The organism is Rhizobium sp. SRDI969 (genome assembly GCF_025152725.1).
GTDB lineage: Bacteria > Pseudomonadota > Alphaproteobacteria > Rhizobiales > Rhizobiaceae > Rhizobium > Rhizobium leguminosarum_I.
Genome location: NZ_CP104035.1, coordinates 2,917,977 through 2,935,759, shown reverse-complemented (window position 1 = coordinate 2,935,759; position 17,783 = coordinate 2,917,977). Strand labels below are relative to the sequence as shown.

General features: G+C 61.5%; 17 protein-coding genes. 16 read left to right on the top strand and 1 reads right to left on the bottom strand.

Annotated elements, in window-relative coordinates:
- The first annotated feature begins 159 nt into the window (after window positions 1-159).
- The 16 genes from dnaG (at window position 160) to N2A41_RS14730 (ending at window position 17,336) form a co-directional block, all read left to right on the top strand.
- Window positions 160-2,169: a DNA primase gene (dnaG, locus tag N2A41_RS14805; protein WP_260109106.1), complete on the top strand. Its 2,010-nt coding sequence runs from the start codon at window positions 160-162 to the stop codon at window positions 2,167-2,169.
- A complete protein-coding gene (recQ, locus tag N2A41_RS14800; protein ID WP_222279928.1) occupies window positions 2,169-4,037 on the top strand; it encodes a DNA helicase RecQ in 1,869 nt (622 codons plus the stop codon). The genes dnaG and recQ overlap by 1 nt, the downstream gene beginning before the upstream one ends.
- Window positions 4,038-4,106: 69 nt before the next feature.
- Window positions 4,107-4,835 (top strand): class I SAM-dependent methyltransferase, encoded by a 729-nt coding sequence (locus N2A41_RS14795; RefSeq protein WP_260109105.1) that lies wholly within the window; start codon window positions 4,107-4,109, stop codon window positions 4,833-4,835.
- Window positions 4,836-4,900: 65 nt separating this feature from the next.
- On the top strand, window positions 4,901-6,088 hold the full coding sequence (locus tag N2A41_RS14790) for a glycine C-acetyltransferase (RefSeq protein ID WP_260109104.1): 1,188 nt from the start codon (window positions 4,901-4,903) through the stop codon (window positions 6,086-6,088).
- Between the two features lie 215 nt (window positions 6,089-6,303).
- A complete protein-coding gene (gene tdh, locus N2A41_RS14785) occupies window positions 6,304-7,341 on the top strand; it encodes an L-threonine 3-dehydrogenase (protein ID WP_011652887.1) in 1,038 nt (345 codons plus the stop codon).
- 467 nt (window positions 7,342-7,808) lie between these two features.
- Window positions 7,809-9,866: an RNA polymerase sigma factor RpoD gene (gene rpoD, locus N2A41_RS14780; RefSeq protein ID WP_017965213.1), complete on the top strand. Its 2,058-nt coding sequence runs from the start codon at window positions 7,809-7,811 to the stop codon at window positions 9,864-9,866.
- Window positions 9,867-10,185: 319 nt separating this feature from the next.
- A complete protein-coding gene (locus tag N2A41_RS14775) occupies window positions 10,186-10,479 on the top strand; it encodes a GYD domain-containing protein (protein ID WP_017965212.1) in 294 nt (97 codons plus the stop codon).
- A gap of 446 nt (window positions 10,480-10,925) precedes the next feature.
- On the top strand, window positions 10,926-11,663 hold the full coding sequence (locus tag N2A41_RS14770; protein WP_260109103.1) for a DUF930 domain-containing protein: 738 nt from the start codon (window positions 10,926-10,928) through the stop codon (window positions 11,661-11,663).
- 35 nt (window positions 11,664-11,698) lie between these two features.
- Window positions 11,699-12,793, top strand: a complete 1,095-nt coding sequence (locus N2A41_RS14765) for a DUF930 domain-containing protein (RefSeq protein WP_260111055.1) — start codon at window positions 11,699-11,701, stop codon at window positions 12,791-12,793.
- On the top strand, window positions 12,777-13,064 hold the full coding sequence (locus tag N2A41_RS14760) for a hypothetical protein (RefSeq protein WP_260111131.1): 288 nt from the start codon (window positions 12,777-12,779) through the stop codon (window positions 13,062-13,064). The genes N2A41_RS14765 and N2A41_RS14760 overlap by 17 nt, the downstream gene beginning before the upstream one ends.
- Before the next feature lie 105 nt (window positions 13,065-13,169).
- On the top strand, window positions 13,170-13,967 hold the full coding sequence (locus N2A41_RS14755) for an APH(3') family aminoglycoside O-phosphotransferase (RefSeq protein WP_260109102.1): 798 nt from the start codon (window positions 13,170-13,172) through the stop codon (window positions 13,965-13,967).
- Between the two features lie 78 nt (window positions 13,968-14,045).
- Entirely contained in the window at window positions 14,046-14,852 is an 807-nt protein-coding gene (locus N2A41_RS14750; RefSeq protein WP_260111054.1) for an AraC family transcriptional regulator, read from the top strand.
- An 83-nt stretch (window positions 14,853-14,935) separates the two neighbouring features.
- Window positions 14,936-15,835: a DMT family transporter gene (locus N2A41_RS14745; RefSeq protein WP_260109101.1), complete on the top strand. Its 900-nt coding sequence runs from the start codon at window positions 14,936-14,938 to the stop codon at window positions 15,833-15,835.
- A complete protein-coding gene (locus N2A41_RS14740) occupies window positions 15,835-16,527 on the top strand; it encodes a B3/B4 domain-containing protein (protein ID WP_260109100.1) in 693 nt (230 codons plus the stop codon). The genes N2A41_RS14745 and N2A41_RS14740 overlap by 1 nt, the downstream gene beginning before the upstream one ends.
- Before the next feature lie 97 nt (window positions 16,528-16,624).
- A complete protein-coding gene (locus N2A41_RS14735) occupies window positions 16,625-17,023 on the top strand; it encodes a DUF427 domain-containing protein (protein ID WP_260109099.1) in 399 nt (132 codons plus the stop codon).
- Window positions 17,024-17,102: 79 nt separating this feature from the next.
- The gene (locus tag N2A41_RS14730) at window positions 17,103-17,336 is read left to right on the top strand and encodes a DUF6894 family protein (RefSeq protein ID WP_162119555.1); all 234 of its coding nucleotides are present in this window, start codon (window positions 17,103-17,105) and stop codon (window positions 17,334-17,336) included.
- Between the two features lie 167 nt (window positions 17,337-17,503).
- Here the strand turns inward: N2A41_RS14730 and N2A41_RS14725 are convergent, their stop codons facing one another.
- Window positions 17,504-17,749, bottom strand: coding sequence for a DUF6894 family protein (locus N2A41_RS14725; protein WP_162119554.1), 246 nt, complete (start codon window positions 17,747-17,749; stop codon window positions 17,504-17,506).
- Between the last annotated feature and the right edge of the window lie 34 nt (window positions 17,750-17,783).

The window sequence follows — 17,783 nt, the reverse complement described above, 5'->3', positions numbered from 1 at the left end:
AATGTCGCACCCTGTCGCAGGGGGCGATAACGTGTTGTTGATTGGATAATCGGAACCGACGATGACCGCCACATAGCCTGTGAATAGCGGGTTTTCATGACAAGTTTCGTGGCATGGAGCGGAAAAGCAGCTTATATGGAGGTTGGCCAAGAGGTATAAATGCGCTTTTCCAACACCTTTCTCGATGATATCCGCGATCGCGTTCCGATTTCGAACGTGATTTCGCGCCGCGTCAGCTGGGACAAGCGCAAGACCAACGTGTCGCGCGGCGATTACTGGGCCTGCTGCCCGTTCCATGGCGAGAAATCGCCGAGCTTCCATTGCGAGGACCGAAAGGGCCGCTACCACTGCTTCGGCTGCGGCGTCACCGGAGACCATTTCCGCTTCCTGACCGAGCTGGAGGGCCTGAGCTTTCCCGAGGCGGTGCAGCAGATCGCCGATATGGCCGGCGTGCCGATGCCGCTTGCCGACCCTGTGATGGAGAAGCGCGAGAAGGAGCGCGGCTCGCTGATCGACGTCATGGAAATGGCGACACAATTTTTCCAGGATCAGCTGCAGACGGCGAACGGGGCGAGGGCGCGCGCCTATCTGCGCGACCGCGGATTGACGGGGCGCACCATCGAGACCTTCCGTCTCGGCTTTGCGCCTGACAGTCGCAATGCGCTCAAGGAATTCCTCGCCGGCAAGGGTGTCTCCAAGGAGCAGATCGAGGCCTGCGGCCTGGTCGTCCATGAAAACGTGCCGGTTTCCTACGATCGTTTCCGCGACCGCATCATGTTCCCGATCCTTTCGTCGCGGGAAAAGGTGATCGCTTTCGGCGGCCGCGCCATGTCGGCCGATGCGCCGGCGAAATATCTGAACTCCAACGAGACGGAGCTCTTCCACAAGGGCAATGTCCTTTACAATTTCGCCCGCGCGCGGCGCGCGATCCAGGGACCGGGCCGCAGCGACGGTCAGGACGACGATGCGACCGGCACAATCATCGCCGTCGAAGGCTATATGGATGTAATCGCGCTCTATCAGGCGGGCATAGAGAATGCTGTCGCGCCGCTCGGCACGGCGCTCACCGAAAACCAGCTCGAGCTGCTCTGGAAGATGGTGCCGCAGCCGGTGCTCTGCTTCGACGGCGACGGCGCCGGCATCCGCGCTGCCAACCGCGCCGCCGAACTGGCATTGCCGCATCTGAAGCCCGGCCGTTCCGTTCGCTTTGCGCTTCTGCCCGACGGCAAGGATCCCGACGATCTGGTGCGCGATGATGGGCGTGCGCCTTTCGACAAGGTGATGAGCCAGGCAAAGCCGCTCTCCGAGATGCTTTGGAGCCGGGAGATCAATACCGGCAAGTTCGACACGCCCGAGGCGCGCGCCGAGCTCGAGGCGCGGCTGAAGCAATTGGTCGCTGTCATCGCCGACGAGAACGTCCGCCGTCACTACCAGCAGGATATTCGCGATCGGCTGAACGTCTTCTTCCAGCCGCAGTTCCAGAACCGCAATAATGGCGATCGCCGCGGCGGCTTCAACGGCAATGGCAATTACCGGACGGGCCGCGACAATGCGGGCAAGGCCGGGCCAAAAAGCCCGAGCGTCATTTCCGAAAGGCTCGCCCGTTCAGGCCCGGTGCGTGGCCACCAGAACAATACGGCACTGCGGGAAAGCGTGCTGGCGCTGACCGTCGTCAATCACCCCTCGCTGATGATCGACGATTATGACGAGATCGCCGCGATCGAATATGACAGCCGCGAGCTGCAGCGGCTCTGGTCGGCGATGCTGGGGGCGGCCGCGGCTGTCGCCGGCCCGCATCTGACACGCGAATATCTGACCGAAAGGCTGGAATTCGAAGGCTTCGGCCCGCTCATCAAGAGCCTCGACCAGCAGGTGCGCAATGCCCGGCTGTGGATCGCGACCGAGGAGGCGGCGATGGAGGATGCGCGTGAGGGATACCGCCAGGCGCTGGCCTCCCACAAGCGGGCGAAGGCGTTGCGCCGGCAGAAGATCGAGCTCGAGCGCGAAATCGCGCTGGCGACCGAAGCCGGCGACGGCGAGGCGATCGTTCAGCTGATGCGCGCGCAGCAGGAAGTGCATTTCGAAGGGGTGCGCCTAGAGAACCAGGAGGCCATCATCGATGGCTTCGGCGTGCTTTCCGGCCGCGTCAAAGGGGCGGCGAACCACTGATGTCGCTGACCGAACGAAACGAACCGGACTTTTCCGCTTCCGGCGCGCTGTTTTCTTCCGGCCGCTCGCCGCTCGATATCCTCAAGCAGGTCTACGGCTATTCCTCCTTCCGCGGCAAGCAGCAGCAAGTCGTCGAGCATGTGGTTTCCGGCGGCGATGCGGTCGTGCTCTTTCCCACGGGTGCCGGCAAATCGCTGTGCTTCCAGATCCCGGCGCTCTGCCGCGACGGCGTCGGTATCGTCGTTTCGCCGCTAATTGCGCTGATGCGCGATCAGGTGGAGGCGATGAAGCAGCTCGGCATCCGGGCGGCCGCGCTCAATTCGTCGCTGTCGCGCGAGGAGTTCGTCGAGGTTCGCCGCGCGCTTTCGGCAGGCCAGCTCGACCTTCTCTATGTGACGCCCGAGCGCATTCTGACCGATGGTTTCCGCGAGCTGATCGCCAACGAGAAGATCGCGCTGTTTGCCATCGACGAGGCCCATTGCGTCTCGCAATGGGGTCATGATTTCCGGCCGGAATATCGCGCTCTCGGCCGGCTTGGCGAGCAATATCCCGGTGTTCCCAGAGTGGCGCTGACGGCGACGGCCGATCCGCATACGCGCGACGACATCATCGAGCGGCTGGGGCTCGATGCTGCCGAAATCTTCACCACCAGCTTCGACCGACCGAACATTGCCTACGAGATCGTCGAGCGCGACCAGCCGCGCCAGCAACTGCTGAGGTTCCTGTCCGGCCACAAGGGCGACAGCGGCATCGTCTATTGCTTGTCGCGCGCCAAGGTCGAGGATACGGCGGAATGGCTGAACGGCCAGGGCATTCGCGCCCGTGCCTATCATGCCGGCATGGACAGGGCGGTTCGTGACGCCAATCAGGATGCCTTCTTGAAGGAAGAGAATCTTTGCCTGGTCGCCACCGTCGCCTTCGGCATGGGCATCGACAAACCGAACGTGCGTTATGTCGCCCATCTCGACCTGCCGGGCTCGGTCGAAGCCTATTATCAGGAGACAGGCCGCGCCGGCCGCGACGGCCTGCCGTCCGAAGTCTGGATGGCCTATGGCATGGCCGACGTCATCCAGCGCGGCCGGATGATCGACGAGGGCAGCGCCGCCGCGGAGATCAAGCGGGTCGAACGCGCCAAGCTCAACGCATTGCTGGCGATCTGCGAGACCGCCTCCTGCCGCCGTCAGGCAATTCTTGCCCATTTCGGCGAAGCGCATGCCGGACAATGCGGCAATTGCGACACCTGCCTGAAGCCGGTCGAGACCTGGGAGGGCACGGAGGCGGCGATCAAGGCGCTGGCGGCCGTCTACCGCACCGGCGAGCGTTTCGGCGCTGGCCATGTCGTCGATGTCCTGCTCGGCAACGTCAACGAAAAGACCGAACGTTTCGGCCATGCCGAGATGCCGGTCTTCGGCGCCGGCAAGGATATTCCGGCGCGCGCCTGGCAGTCGGTCTTCCGCCAGTTGCTCGCCATGGGGCTGATCCGCGTCGACCACGAGGCTTTCGGGGCGCTGAAGCTGGAGCCGGAGGCGCGCGCCGTCTTCAAGCACGAGCGGCAGGTGTTCTTCCGCAAGGACCGCCCGGCCTCGGAACGGCGCACGAAGAAGGCAGAGCGCAGCGAACGCAAATCGGGACTGTCAGGCGCAGACGGCGGTCTTTTCGAGGCGCTCAGGGCCGAGCGCATGGCGATCGCCAAATCGCTCGGCGTGCCGCCCTATGTCGTCTTCCCCGATACGACGCTGATCGCCTTCGCCACGGAGCGACCTCGCAGCCGCAAGGAGTTGCTCGCCATATCAGGCGTCGGGCAGGCGAAGCTCGAACGTTACGGCGATGCCTTCCTCGAGATCATCCTGGCGCAGGACAACGGCTGAGCGGACCCGTCTGATCCTTGAGATCGGACGAGGGGGCATGGTATTCCTGCTCTTAAGGGAGGAGTGCCGATGGCCCAGAATATCTACGACCGACCGGAATTCTTCGCCGGATACAGCGGCATGAGACGATCCTTGCACGGGCTCGACGGAGCATCGGAGTGGCCGGCGGTGCGCGCGTTGATGCCCGATCTTTCCGGCAAGCGTGTTGTCGATCTCGGCTGCGGCTTCGGCTGGTTTTCGCGTTTTGCCGTGAGCCAGGGTGCTGCAAGCGTGCTTGCGCTCGACATCTCGGAAAAGATGATCGCCAGAGCGAGGGCCGATACGGCTGACGCAGCGATCACCTACGAGATCGCCGATCTCGAGCGTCTCAGACTTGCTCAAGCCTCCTTCGATTTCGCCTATAGCTCGCTGGCGCTGCATTATATCGAGGATTTCGCCGGTCTCGCCGCGACGGTCTATCGCGCGCTTTTGCCGGGATCGCAATTCGTCTTCACCATCGAGCATCCGATCTTCATGGCGCCGACCAATCCCGCCTGGGCAACCGATGCCGAAGGGCGGCGCATCTGGCCGCTCGACCGCTATTCCGTCGAAGGTCCGCGCACCACCGACTGGCTCGCCAAGGGTGTCGTCAAGCAGCATCGCAAGCTCGGCACCACGCTCAACACCTTGATCGCGGCCGGTTTTGCCATTCGCCATGTCGAGGAGTGGAGCCCGAGCGAAGATGAGCTCCAAGACAATCCAGACTGGGCCGAGGAGCTGGACCGGCCGATGTTCCTGCTGATTGCGGTTCAGCGCTGAGAAGACAAACGGGCGGCAATATGCTAACCCGGCGGGCAAACGGAAATCTCCGGGAAAGGCCGTCCATGACCTCGCAATTTCTCTCCCATCTCAGCAACGAGATCTCGGCGCTGAAGGATGCCGGCCTCTACAAATCCGAGCGCGTCATCAGCTCCAAGCAGGCGGGCGAGATCGCGATTTCCACCGGCGAGCGGGTGCTGAATTTCTGCGCCAACAACTATCTCGGCCTTGCCGACAACGAGGAACTGGCCGAGGCCGGCAAGCAAGCGCTCGACCGATACGGCTACGGCATGGCCTCGGTGCGTTTCATCTGCGGTACGCAGGAAGAGCATAAGCAGCTCGAGGCGCGCATCTCCTCCTTCCTCGGCATGGAAGACACGATCCTCTATTCCTCCTGTTTCGACGCCAATGGCGGTCTCTTCGAAACGCTGCTGTCGGAAGAGGACGCAATCATCTCGGACGCGCTGAACCACGCCTCGATCATCGACGGCGTCAGGCTTTCGAAGGCCAAGCGCTTCCGCTACGCCAACAACGACGTGGCGGCACTCGAAGAGGAACTGAAAAAGGCCGAAGGCAGCCGCTTCAAGCTGGTTGCCACCGACGGCGTCTTCTCGATGGACGGAATCATCGCCAATTTGGGCGGTGTCTGCGATCTCGCCGAGAAATACGGTGCGATGGTCATGGTCGATGACAGCCATGCCGTCGGTTTCGTCGGCAAGAACGGTCGCGGCTCTGCCGAACATTGCGGCGTCGAAGGCCGGATCGACATTATCACCGGCACGCTGGGCAAGGCGCTCGGCGGCGCCTCGGGCGGCTATACCTCTGCCAAGGCCGAAGTTGTGGAGTGGCTGCGGCAGCGCTCGCGGCCCTATCTGTTCTCTAACACGCTGGCGCCCGTCATCGCCGCCGCCTCGCTCAAGGTTTTCGACCTTATCGAAAATGGCGATGCCTTGCGCAAGCGCCTTTCCGACAATGCCGATCTGTTCCGCACCGAAATGACCAAGCTCGGCTTCACGCTTGCCGGCGAAGGCCATCCGATTATCCCCGTCATGCTGGGTGATGCCAAGCTCGCCCAGGATATGGCAAGCCTGATGCTGAAGAAGGGGATCTATGTGATCGGCTTCTCCTTCCCCGTCGTGCCGAAAGGCCACGCCCGCATCCGCACGCAAATGTCGGCGGCGCATTCGCGGGCGGATGTGGAGCGGGCAATCGCGGCCTTTGCCGAGGCAGGGCGGGAACTGGGTGTGATTTGAGAAAGGCTTTCCCCTTCTCCCCAGCGGGGAGAAGATGTCCGTCAGGACAGATGAGGGGGCGGAGCGAAGCGACGTTTCGAGCGGCAAGCGAGGAACAACGTAAGGTTTATATGGCGTGCCGTGCCGCCCCCTCATCCGCCCTACGGCACCTTCTCCCCGACGGGGAGAAGAGGGAGTAGCGAAGTCGAGCACCAGAACAAGGGCGGATATTGTCGATGTCGAACATGATGAAGGCGCTGGTCAAAGCGAAACCGGAGGTCGGGCTTTGGATGGAGAATGTGCCTGTGCCTGAGGTCGGGCCGAACGATGTGCTGATCCGGGTGAAGAAATCGGCGATCTGCGGCACCGACGTCCATATCTGGAACTGGGACCAGTGGGCGCAGAAGACCATTCCCGTGCCGATGGTGGTCGGCCATGAATTCTCCGGCGAGATCGCCGAGATCGGCTCGGCGGTCACCCGCTATCATGTCGGCGAGCGGGTCTCCGGCGAGGGGCATATCGTCTGCGGCAAGTGCCGCAACTGCCGGGCGGGCAGGGGGCATCTCTGCCGCAACACGCTCGGCGTCGGCGTCAACCGCCCGGGCTCCTTCGGCGAATTCGTCTGCATTCCCGAAAGCAATGTCGTGCCGATCCCGGATGATATTTCCGACGAGATCGCCGCGATCTTCGATCCGTTCGGCAATGCCGTGCACACCGCGCTTTCCTTCGATCTCGTCGGCGAGGACGTGCTCGTCACCGGCGCCGGGCCGATCGGCATCATGGGCGCGCTCGTCGCCAAGCGATCCGGCGCCCGCAAGGTCGTCATCACCGATATCAATCCCCACCGGCTGGAGTTGGCGCGCAAGCTCGGCATCGACCATGTCGTCGACGCATCGAAGGAAAACCTCGCCGACGTGATGAAGGCGATCGGCATGACGGAGGGATTCGACGTCGGGCTCGAAATGTCGGGGGCCGCACCTGCCTTCCGCGACATGATCGACAAGATGAACAATGGCGGCAAGATCGCCATTCTCGGCATCGCGCCGGCGGGCTTCGAGATCGACTGGAACAAGGTGATCTTCAAGATGCTCAATCTCAAGGGCATCTACGGTCGTGAGATGTTCGAGACCTGGTACAAGATGATCGCCTTCGTCCAGGGCGGCCTCGACCTTGCGCCCATCATCACCCACCGGATCGGCATCGACGATTTTCGCGACGGCTTCGAGGCGATGCGGTCGGGCAACTCCGGCAAGGTTGTCATGGACTGGATGTGAGGGGTCGAACGGTTTTTGCCGCCGGCACAACAGCAAAACCGGCAGAAAATCCTGCGTATAAGACCGCGCGGCGGGCAAAATTCTTGCTGCCCTTGTCTTTTGTTCGCAGCATCTTAAATAAGGGTTCGCAATCGCTGCCGCGGTTCAAAGCCTGTGGATAAGGCTTTTTCCGTATTTTTGTGGGCTTTTTTTCTGGAAAAGCTTGACGAGAACAAAAAATGTGGGAATCACCGTTCGACTTGTTGAATGGTGAACTGGGTCAAGGCGGATCGCGCAACCATGGCCGGAAATCCAAAAGCAAGAAAGCTTTGCTGTCCGGTGCCGGTAATCGTGGTTAATCAGGCTTTAAATGTCATCCCGTTAGGTGGGCAAAGGTGATTCGAGGGCGGCGCGTGCGGCGCGTCAGGCCCTGAGACAGCCCGTTCACCGTAGCGAGATTGGATAGCGTCAGGAAGGCGACGATATAAATGGCAACCAAGGTCAAAGAGAACGAAGACGCGGAAGTCGAACGCGACGGCGCAAGCGACGGCCCTCTTCTCGATCTTTCCGACGACGCGGTCAAGAAGATGATCAAAGCCGCCAAGAAGCGCGGCTATGTGACCATGGACGAGCTCAACGCGGTCCTGCCGTCCGAAGAAGTGACGTCCGAGCAGATCGAAGATACGATGTCGATGCTGTCCGACATGGGCATCAACGTCATCGAAGACGAGGAAGCCGAGGAAGCCGGTGCTTCCGGCGGCAGCGATGACGACGACGCCGGCGGCGAGGAGGAGAGCGAAGGCGGCGAACTCGCGCCTTCGAGCGGCACGGCGCTGGCGACCGCCAAGAAGAAAGAACCGACCGATCGTACCGACGATCCGGTTCGCATGTACCTGCGCGAGATGGGCTCGGTGGAGCTTCTGTCCCGCGAGGGCGAAATCGCGATCGCCAAGCGTATCGAGGCCGGCCGCGAAACGATGATCGCGGGCCTCTGTGAGAGCCCGCTGACCTTCCAGGCACTGATCATCTGGCGCGACGAGCTCAACGAAGGCACGACGTTGCTGCGCGAGATCATCGATCTCGAAACGACCTATTCCGGCCCTGAAGCCAAGGCTGCGCCGCAGTTCCAGAGCCCGGAGAAGATCGAGGCCGATCGCAAGCTCGCAGAAGAGAAGGAAAAGACCCGTCGCGCCCGCTCCGGTGACGACGACATCACCGATGTCGGCGGCGAAGGCCTGCCTCCCGAAGAGGAGGAAGAGGACGAGGACGAATCCAACCTTTCGCTGGCGGCGATGGAGGCCGAGCTTCGCCCGCAGGTGATGGAGACGCTCGATACGATCGCCGAGACTTACAAGAAGCTGCGCAAGCTGCAGGACCAGCAGGTCGAGCAGCGGCTGTCGGCTTCCGGCACGCTGTCCACTGCCCAGGAGCGCCGTTACAAGGAGCTCAAGGATGAGCTCATCAAGGCCGTCAAGTCTCTGTCCTTGAACCAGAACCGCATCGACGCCCTGGTCGAGCAGCTCTACGACATCAACAAGCGCCTCGTTTCCAACGAGGGCCGCCTGCTGCGTCTGGCCGAATCCTATGGCGTCAAGCGTGACTCCTTCCTGGAACAGTACCAGGGCGCCGAGCTCGATCCGAATTGGATGAAGTCGATCGGCAATCTGGCCGCCCGCGGCTGGAAGGAATTCGCCAGGGGCGAAAACACGACGATCCGCGACATTCGCCAGGAAATCCAGAATCTGGCGACCGAGACCGGTATCTCGATCTCGGAATTCCGCCGGATCGTCCATATGGTGCAGAAGGGCGAGCGCGAAGCGCGTATCGCCAAGAAGGAAATGGTCGAAGCGAACCTTCGCCTGGTCATCTCCATCGCCAAGAAATACACGAACCGCGGCCTGCAGTTCCTCGACCTCATTCAGGAAGGCAATATCGGCCTGATGAAAGCGGTCGACAAGTTCGAATACCGCCGCGGTTACAAGTTCTCGACCTATGCGACATGGTGGATCCGTCAGGCGATCACCCGTTCGATCGCCGACCAGGCCCGCACGATCCGCATTCCGGTGCACATGATCGAGACGATCAACAAGATCGTCCGCACGTCGCGCCAGATGCTGCACGAAATCGGCCGCGAGCCGACGCCGGAAGAGCTGGCCGAAAAGCTGGCCATGCCGCTCGAAAAGGTCCGCAAGGTCCTGAAGATCGCCAAGGAGCCGATCTCGCTCGAAACCCCTGTCGGTGACGAAGAGGATTCGCATCTCGGCGATTTCATCGAGGACAAGAACGCGCTGCTGCCGATCGACGCCGCCATCCAGGCGAACCTGCGCGAGACGACCACCCGCGTTCTGGCCTCGCTGACGCCGCGCGAAGAACGTGTTCTGCGCATGCGCTTCGGCATCGGCATGAACACCGACCATACGCTCGAAGAAGTCGGTCAGCAGTTCTCGGTCACTCGCGAACGTATCCGACAGATCGAGGCGAAGGCGCTGCGCAAGCTGAAGCACCCGAGCCGCTCCAGAAAGCTGAGAAGTTTCCTCGACAGCTAAGGCTTCGGCCACGTCGTTCTGATTGGAAAAGCCGGGCTTCGCGCCCGGCTTTTCCTTTTGTGATTAATACCAATGATCCCGGCATCTTTCTTGTCCCTCCAGGCTGACAAGCCTATAATCCGGCCACGGGGGAAGGCATCGATCGCAACCCGCGAGCGAGGGCTGACGTGTGCCTGTGTGAACGAATCCTCCGCTAGATCCGGATAGTTTCAGCCCCGACAGGCCTGAAATCTGAATTCGGATCCACATCAAAGAAATAGAGCATGACGTCGTCCGAAAACGGCTGACACTTTTCGGCGCATGCTCTGGGAGGTGCGACATGACCACTTACATTCTTTTGATCAATTGGACGGATCAGGGCATCCGCAATGTCCGCGACTCGGCAAAACGGCTCGATGCGGCGAAGAAGTTGCTCGCCGGCGTCGGCGGCTCCTTCAACCAGTTCTTTCTGACGATGGGCGGGCACGACATGGTCGCCGTCTGCGAGGCGCCCGATGACGCAGTCATGGCGCATTTTACCCTCTCGCTGGCGATGGGCGGCAATGTCCGCACGGAGACGCTGAAGGCGTTCCCGGAGGCCGCCTACCGGGATCTCATCGGCTCGCTCGGGTAGCTAGAGCCTTTCCGGGTTAGATTGCAGCATTCTGTTGGCTCAAACGGAGTCGGATGATCGACCGGCCGGCGCGCGTCGTAGCCAAGCTCTACGGCCAAGCCGGCCGGTCGATCAGCCGGCCCGTTTCAGCCAACCCGAAGGGCCGGGCATCTTTCCGCCAGGATCAGAGGCGATCGGCTCGGACGTACCTTGGGGTATGCTCGTCGCCAATCGCCTCTGCCCTGACGAAAACCTGCTCCGGCAGAATGCTTCAATCTAACCCGGAAAGGCTCTAGGGCCGGCGATCGTCGATCTTAGATGTTGCGGAGCACTCGCTGCGCTGGCAGTGTTGCGGCGTGCTTCAATTTCCGCGGCAGGCTCCGGCCCGACTTTTCGGCAAGCTCATGATGAAAGCGCTCCTCAGTTTCATGATCGTCATCGATCGTCCGACAGCCGCTTCCTGACCGATGGAACTGGCGGCGGGCAAATGGGATGACGGGATCCAGCGGGGCGCTGCGGCGTCGTTCGCGCTGCATGCCATCGCGATCCTGCTCCTGCTGCTGCTGTTGCCGAAGGCCGAGCCGCCGCTGCCATCGCCGGATGACGGCCTCTCAGTGGAGATCGTCCCGCAGGCTATGGAATCGCTGAACATGCCCGAGCCAACCAAGGCGCCTTCGCCGGAACAGGCCAAGCCTGAGGCCGCAGAGCCTGAAGCCGAGGCGGCTGCGCCCATTTCGAATAATCCGCCTGCTGCGGCAATGCCTACTGTGGCACCGATTACTCCGCCGACGCCAAAGCCGGCGGAATTCGTCGAGGCAAGGCAGCTGTTTTCCGACAAGGTCCTTGCCGATCCGCGCAGTCGCCGCGCCCGCGAGGCACTGCGTGGCCTTGCCGGCGGCGAGCGCAATCTGCAGCTCTGTGATCTCGAGGCGCTGGAGCAGGTGCGCCGGGCGCAGCCGGCCATGGCGCCGGATGCGCTTGCGCCCTATGCGATGGCGGCGGAGCAGGTCAGCGGCAACAATGTCGAGGTGAATGGCGGCGCCTTCCGTAGCAAACGGAAGTGGTACAACATCAAATTCAAATGTGAGCTTGATACCGTCTCCGGCAAGGTCGTGTCCTTCGCCTTCCTCGTCGGCGATGCCATTCCGCAAGATGAATGGCAGGAGCACAATCTGGTGGCCGACGATGGAGCGGCCGACCAATAGCCCTCATCGCTGCTCGATCACGCGGTTTTTTTCTTTTGTGGCTTGATGCTGCCGGCTTTAGAGGCCACATCGCTGCTGTGACAGAAGAAGACGTAGAACCGGCGGAAACGCAGCACGAAACGGGAAAGCAGCGGCCTGAAATCCGCTGGGGCGTCGTCGCGTCCGTTGTTGCGCATATTCCTATCCTTGCTCTTCTGATTTTCGGGCTGCCGACGATCGAGCCGAAGCCTGTTGAAGACGAGAGCGTGAAGGTGGAGCTCGTTCCGCCGCCGGAGGACAAGAAACCGGAGCCCAAGGAAAAACCACCGGAGCCGAAGCCGCCGGAAGAGGCCAAGAAGGAACCACCTCCGCCTCCGCCGCCTCCACCACCGCCACCACCGGCCGGCAAGACTCCCGAGCAAGCCAAGCCGAAGCCTATGCCGACTCTGAGCCCTGTCATCGAGTTTGGCGACAGAAATAGCGGCCCCGAAAAGTCGTTGGCGGGAAACTCTCCTCAGGGCGAAACCAAACCCGCAACAACTCCGCCGCGGCACGATGCCGAACCGGCGCAGATGCCGACAAAGGCTGCTGCAGAAAAACCAAAAACTGAGGAGCCTCCTTCAAAGCCGGTGCCGGACGATGTGAAGCTTCCTGAGGTCGCGACGACTGAGGTTTCCCCAGAGCGTAATGGGCCGCCGACAGGCGTCTCTGGCGAAGCCAATACAAGTATCGAGCGGGCCAAGCCGCCGGAGCAGCAGACCGCTGAGAAACCGAAAGTGATAGCTAAAGATGATCTGCCCAAGGCAAAAACTCTGTTTTCACGGACGGAAGATGGCAGTTTGTTTGCGCAAACTGCGGTCAGCGGTCTTCCGCGCAAAGAGCGAGTGGCCACGCTTTGCGCCACCGAGCTTCAGGGCCAACTCGTTCACGGTTCGCCGCGTTATTTCCCATCCGCATTGCCTAGTTTTGGATTGCGAACCGGTACCATCCTTGATGTGAGAGATGCCGCCTTTGGCACAGTCAAGGGCTGGTACCAGGTTCGTTTCCGCTGCGAGGTGAATGAGGACGCGACGAAAGTCGTGTCGTTTGCCCACGAAGTTGGCGGATTGATCCCCCGCAGTCAGTATGCGAAATATGAAATTCGTGAATAGTCCTAGCAATCCTGGATTGCCTATCATTCGGGAACAAGCCACGCGCAAGGAACCGCACCTAGCCTCTCCCCATGGCCGTGATGATTCCGGTGAAGAAGAGGACAATGATATGTCGAATGAGATCGAGCGTTTTTTTGAGCGACAGGACGAAGCCGTGAGTGCGGTGTTCCTGGAAAACAAAGGCGATGAGCTGACCGATATTTTGGTGGCTGCTCTGGAAGAGGCTTTCGAAATCCTTCTCGAAGCCGCGCCCACCGAAACCGTTCATTGAGGTCGAAGAAGGCTCGCTCAGTCTGCCAATGTGTGCTGACCGATCGCGCCGCTTGCGGTCCCCGCCTTGTCGGGACAATGCGCCAGCATCAATGGCCTAGATATCATGTCGATTTTCCAAGAGGATCAACCACCATCAGCGGGCGCGCTTGATGCCCGTCTGGCCGGTTACCGGTTCGAACGCGATGCGCTCGGCCGTTCCGCCGCGCGCGTCTTCCGGCTGGAAGCTCTCGGGTTGTCGAAGCTTTATCTGAAGGTCGAAGAGGCTGGCGATTTCGGCGAACTCGCCGACGAGGCAGCCAGGCTTCGCTGGCTCAAGGCTTGCGGTCTGCCATGTCCCGATATCATCGAAGAGGACAGCGACGGTGTGCACAACCGGTTGCTGATCAGCGCGCTGTCCGGGAGTGACCTCGCCAGTGCATCTGTGCTGACGCGGCTTGCGCGGGTCGAGCTACTGGCTGCAGCACTTCTTGACCTGCATCGCCTGCCGATCGCATCCTGCTCCTTCGACCATCGGCTGGAGACGCGTATCGCGGCGGCGAAAGCACGGATGCAGGCCGGCATAGTCGACGAGACCGATTTCGATGAGACGCGGCTTGGAAAGAGTGCCGAAGCTCTGTTTGCCGAACTCCAAAGCGGGAGGCCGGACCGCGAGGATCTCGTCGTTACCCATGGTGATGCCTGCCTGCCGAATTTCATCGCTTCGGAAGACGGGTTCTCCGGCTATATCGACTGCAGTCGTCTCGGCGTCGCTGACCGCTATCAGGATATTGCACTCGCCTGCCGCAGCGTCGCCTATAATTTCGGCGAGGCGCTGGTGCAGCCCTTCCTCGATCGCTACGGCATGCCGGCCACGGATCTGGCGAGACTTGATTATTATCAGCTGCTCGACGAATTCTTCTAGGCAGCCAGTCTGGCCCCATGATTGCGTCATCTCACGGCGGCTGGCAGAGTGGCCGGCGATCGAACCTGCGGACAGATGATGGCGAAAAACCAGTTCAGGATGTTGCGCTCGGCGCTATCAGGCGTCGAAGCGGTGGAGGCGGAAACGCATCACAGCTTTCCGCGGCATACGCATAAGCAGTTCGGCATCGGCCTGATTTCCGCCGGGGCGCAGTCGTCGCTTAGCGGCCGCGGCATGGTGGAGGCTGAGGCCGGCGACATCATCACGGTCAATCCGAACGAGGTGCATGATGGCGCCCCGATCGGCGAGGTGCGGTCGTGGCGCATCCTCTATTTCGATCGCGGCATCGTCGGCGGCCTGTCGCAAGAGATCAGCGAAGGCGGGGGGAGGCGATCGGAAATCCCGCATCCGGTCATCCGCAATGCGGCGATCGCCGCCCGTTTCGAGACGCTGTTTGACGCGGTGACCCGCGGCCGAGCGGCGGATCGGCTGCTTCGCGAGGAACTGATTCTGCAACTCGTCGCCGATGTCATGCGGGAGCGCTGTGATGCCGAAGAGCGACCACCGGTGCCGGCGTCGATCCGTGCGGCCCGAGATCTGATCGATGACGATCCGCTTGCCGCCGTCTCCCTCGCCGATCTCTCCAGGGAAAGCGGGCTCAGCCGTTTCCAGGTGCTGCGCGGTTTTGCCAAGGCGACCGGATTGACGCCGCATGCCTATCTCGTCCAGGCCCGCATCCACATCGCTCGCCGGCTGATCGCTCAGGGCATGCCGCTCGCGGAAGCGGCCTTTGCCAGCGGCTTTGCCGATCAGAGCCACATGACGCGCGTCTTCGTGCGCAAATACGGCCTGTCGCCGCGCCTCTATGCCGGCGCCTTTCTCTGAGCGCCTACTTTGCACCTGCAATTTCGTTCAAGACCCTGATCTAATCCTGCTGTTTTCTCGGCGCATCCAACAGGAGGCGCTGAATGTCGAGGCAGGTTCAAGGTTATGTCTATCTGGCGCTGGCGATGCTGACTGTCGGAAGCACGGTGATCGCCAGCAAGCTGATCGCGTCGGGTCTGCCGCCGTTCAGCGCCACCGCGTTGCGCTTTGCCATCGCCTTTCCGGTCTTACTCCTGCTGATGTGGGCGACCGGCGCGCGGCTGCCGAGGTTTTCCCGACATGACCGGCTCATCCTCATCATCCAGGCCGGGGCGGGCAGCGTCGGTTATACGACACTGCTGATCTCCGGCCTCAGCCTGACCTCGGCGGCCGATGCCGGCGTCATCATCGGCACGCTGCCAGTGGTTTCGGCCGCAATCTCCATCCTGCTGCTTCGCGAACGCCCGCAGCGCGCCCTGCTTCTCGCGGTGTCGCTTGCGACATCAGGCGTGCTGTCGATCGCCTCCACGCCGGATGCGGCAGGCGGATCATTGGCCGGCAATGCGCTGATCTTCCTGGCCGTCGTCTGCGAAGGGCTATTCATCCTGCTGAACAAAAGATTGAAGACGGAGATAGCGCCGCTTGCGCAGTCGACGCTGATGGCCGGCATCGGTTTTATCGTCGCCGCCATCCCGGCCATGTTCGAAGTGCCTTTCGCACATGGTATTTCCGCAAGCGCTGTCGCCGCCGTCGTATATTATGCGCTGGTGCCGACCGTCGGCGGATTTCTGCTGTGGTATGCGGGGGCAGAAAGGGTGAGTGGCACGGAGGCCGCGCTCTTCACCGCGCTGGCGCCGATTTCCGCCGTCATGTTTGCGTTCATCATTCTTGGCGAGCCGGTCGGGCTCAACCAGATCGCCGGCATTGCCTGTGTGCTTGCGGCCGTGCTCGGGCTTGCCTTTGCCGGGAGCCGTAGAATGAAGCTTGCCAGGGGAGATAGGTGATGCAGTTCAGCCATTCCGATGCCATATGGCAGGCCTTTCCGGAGCTCCGCGCCGGTGTGCTGCATGTGGGAGGGATCCATGCGAATGCCGATGTCGAGGCGGCGATCGCAGACTTCAACGCGATCGCCGAGGCCCGGCTGACGCGAGCGCAGGAAGGCGAATTCCCCGAAATCCAGGCCTGGCGGCGCGGCTTTTCCCGTATGGGGCTGAAGCCGACGCAATACCGCTGCGCTTCCGAGGCGCTGCTGCGTCGCTTCCGCCACGAACATGCGCCGCCGCGCCTGCATCCGCTCATCGATCTCTGCAATGCGATTTCGCTCGCCTTTGCCATTCCGATCGCCGTCTTCGACACTGAAAAGATCGTTGGCGATCTCGAAGTCCGGCGAGCCAAAGGTGACGAGACCTATCTCACCTTCGCCGGCGAGAGCGAACATCCGGAGCCGAACGAAGTGATCTTCGCAGATGGCGGGGAGAACGCGCATGCGCGGCGCTGGACGAACCGGCAGAGTGGGTTTTCGGCGGTGCGGGAGACCACGCGCTCGGTGCTGATCGTTGCCGAGGCCCTGCACGCCTCGACCGGCGATGACATCGCCAGGCTGGTCGAAACAGTTGCGGATGCGCTTGCACGGCACTGGCCGGCGACGCCGAAAACGGCGATGCTAAGTCCGGTATCGCCGCGTTTCGAATTCTAAGGACGCAGCGTTTCAGGGATAGCTGCGTTCGGGGCCTTGGGCCGGCCGCATGCCCGCCCTATCTCTATGCGATCGATAGCTTCTGGAGACGAACCCGATGTCAGATAAGTCGATCAAGATTCCGGGGCCGGATCATCCGATCACCGTCGAGCACAATCCCTCCCGTGTCGTCGTCATGCTCGGTGGCAAGACGATTGCCGATACCCGCAATGCGCTGACGCTGCGCGAGGCCTCCTATCCGCCGGTGCAGTATATTCCGCGCAGGGATGTGGACATGTCGCTGCTTCAACGCACCGACCACAGCAGCCATTGCCCTTATAAGGGCGACGCCTCCTATTACAGCATCATTCCGGGCGGCGAGCGCTCGAAGAATGCCGTCTGGACCTATGAGGCGCCGAATGCCGCGGTCAGCAGCATCAAGGACCATCTCGCCTTCTATCCCGACCGTGTCGATGGCATCGAGGAGATGGCCTCTCCGGAAGCCGGCGCCTTCTGACGATACGCATGACACGGAAACCCGTTTCGGCGGAACTTGTGTGCTGCCAGCCCGTTAGGCTCATTTAGCGGGGTGCGTCGTGCCGAAATTCTACTTTCAACTTTTCGATCGTGATGGCGCCGGGACGACCGAGACGGCCTATGATTTTGAATCCATCGAAGCCGCGAAAGCGGAGGCACGGCGCGTGTTGGCTGAGATGGCCGCCGAAGGCCTGCCTGCTGCACCTCTGAACATGATGTCGGTGGAACTCTTCGATGAAAGCCGTACGCCGCTTGCGGAAATACGACTGATTCTCGAAGAAATTCCGAAGTAGCCGTGATCGGTTTGCTGGGCTGTGATCCCCCTCGATCCAGACCAAAGCATTCGGAAACTATGTCAAATTTAATTGCCCGCGGTGAAGGCGGGACTTAGCGTCGCGCTAATCGACCGAGTCGGATTGGTGCGTATGTGTAATCGGCGGCAACCTTTGAACGGCCGCCGCTATCGTAAGACGTCGAGCCATTCATTGCTGAAGACGAGACTGGCAACCGTGACCGGCTCGCCGCTTTCGTCGCGAACGGTGACGGCGATGGTCATGCGATCGCCCGCCGGCAGTTCGTCACGGGCCACATCCAGCAGGATGCGGGTCACTTCTTTCGGAATGTCTTCGCGAGATTTGAGCTCGGTGCCGTGCTCGTCGCGCGTGGGACCTTCGCCGTTGTGTAGATCGAAATAGTAGCGAGCCATGTTTCTTCCTGCGCGTCACAGGGAGAAATCACAG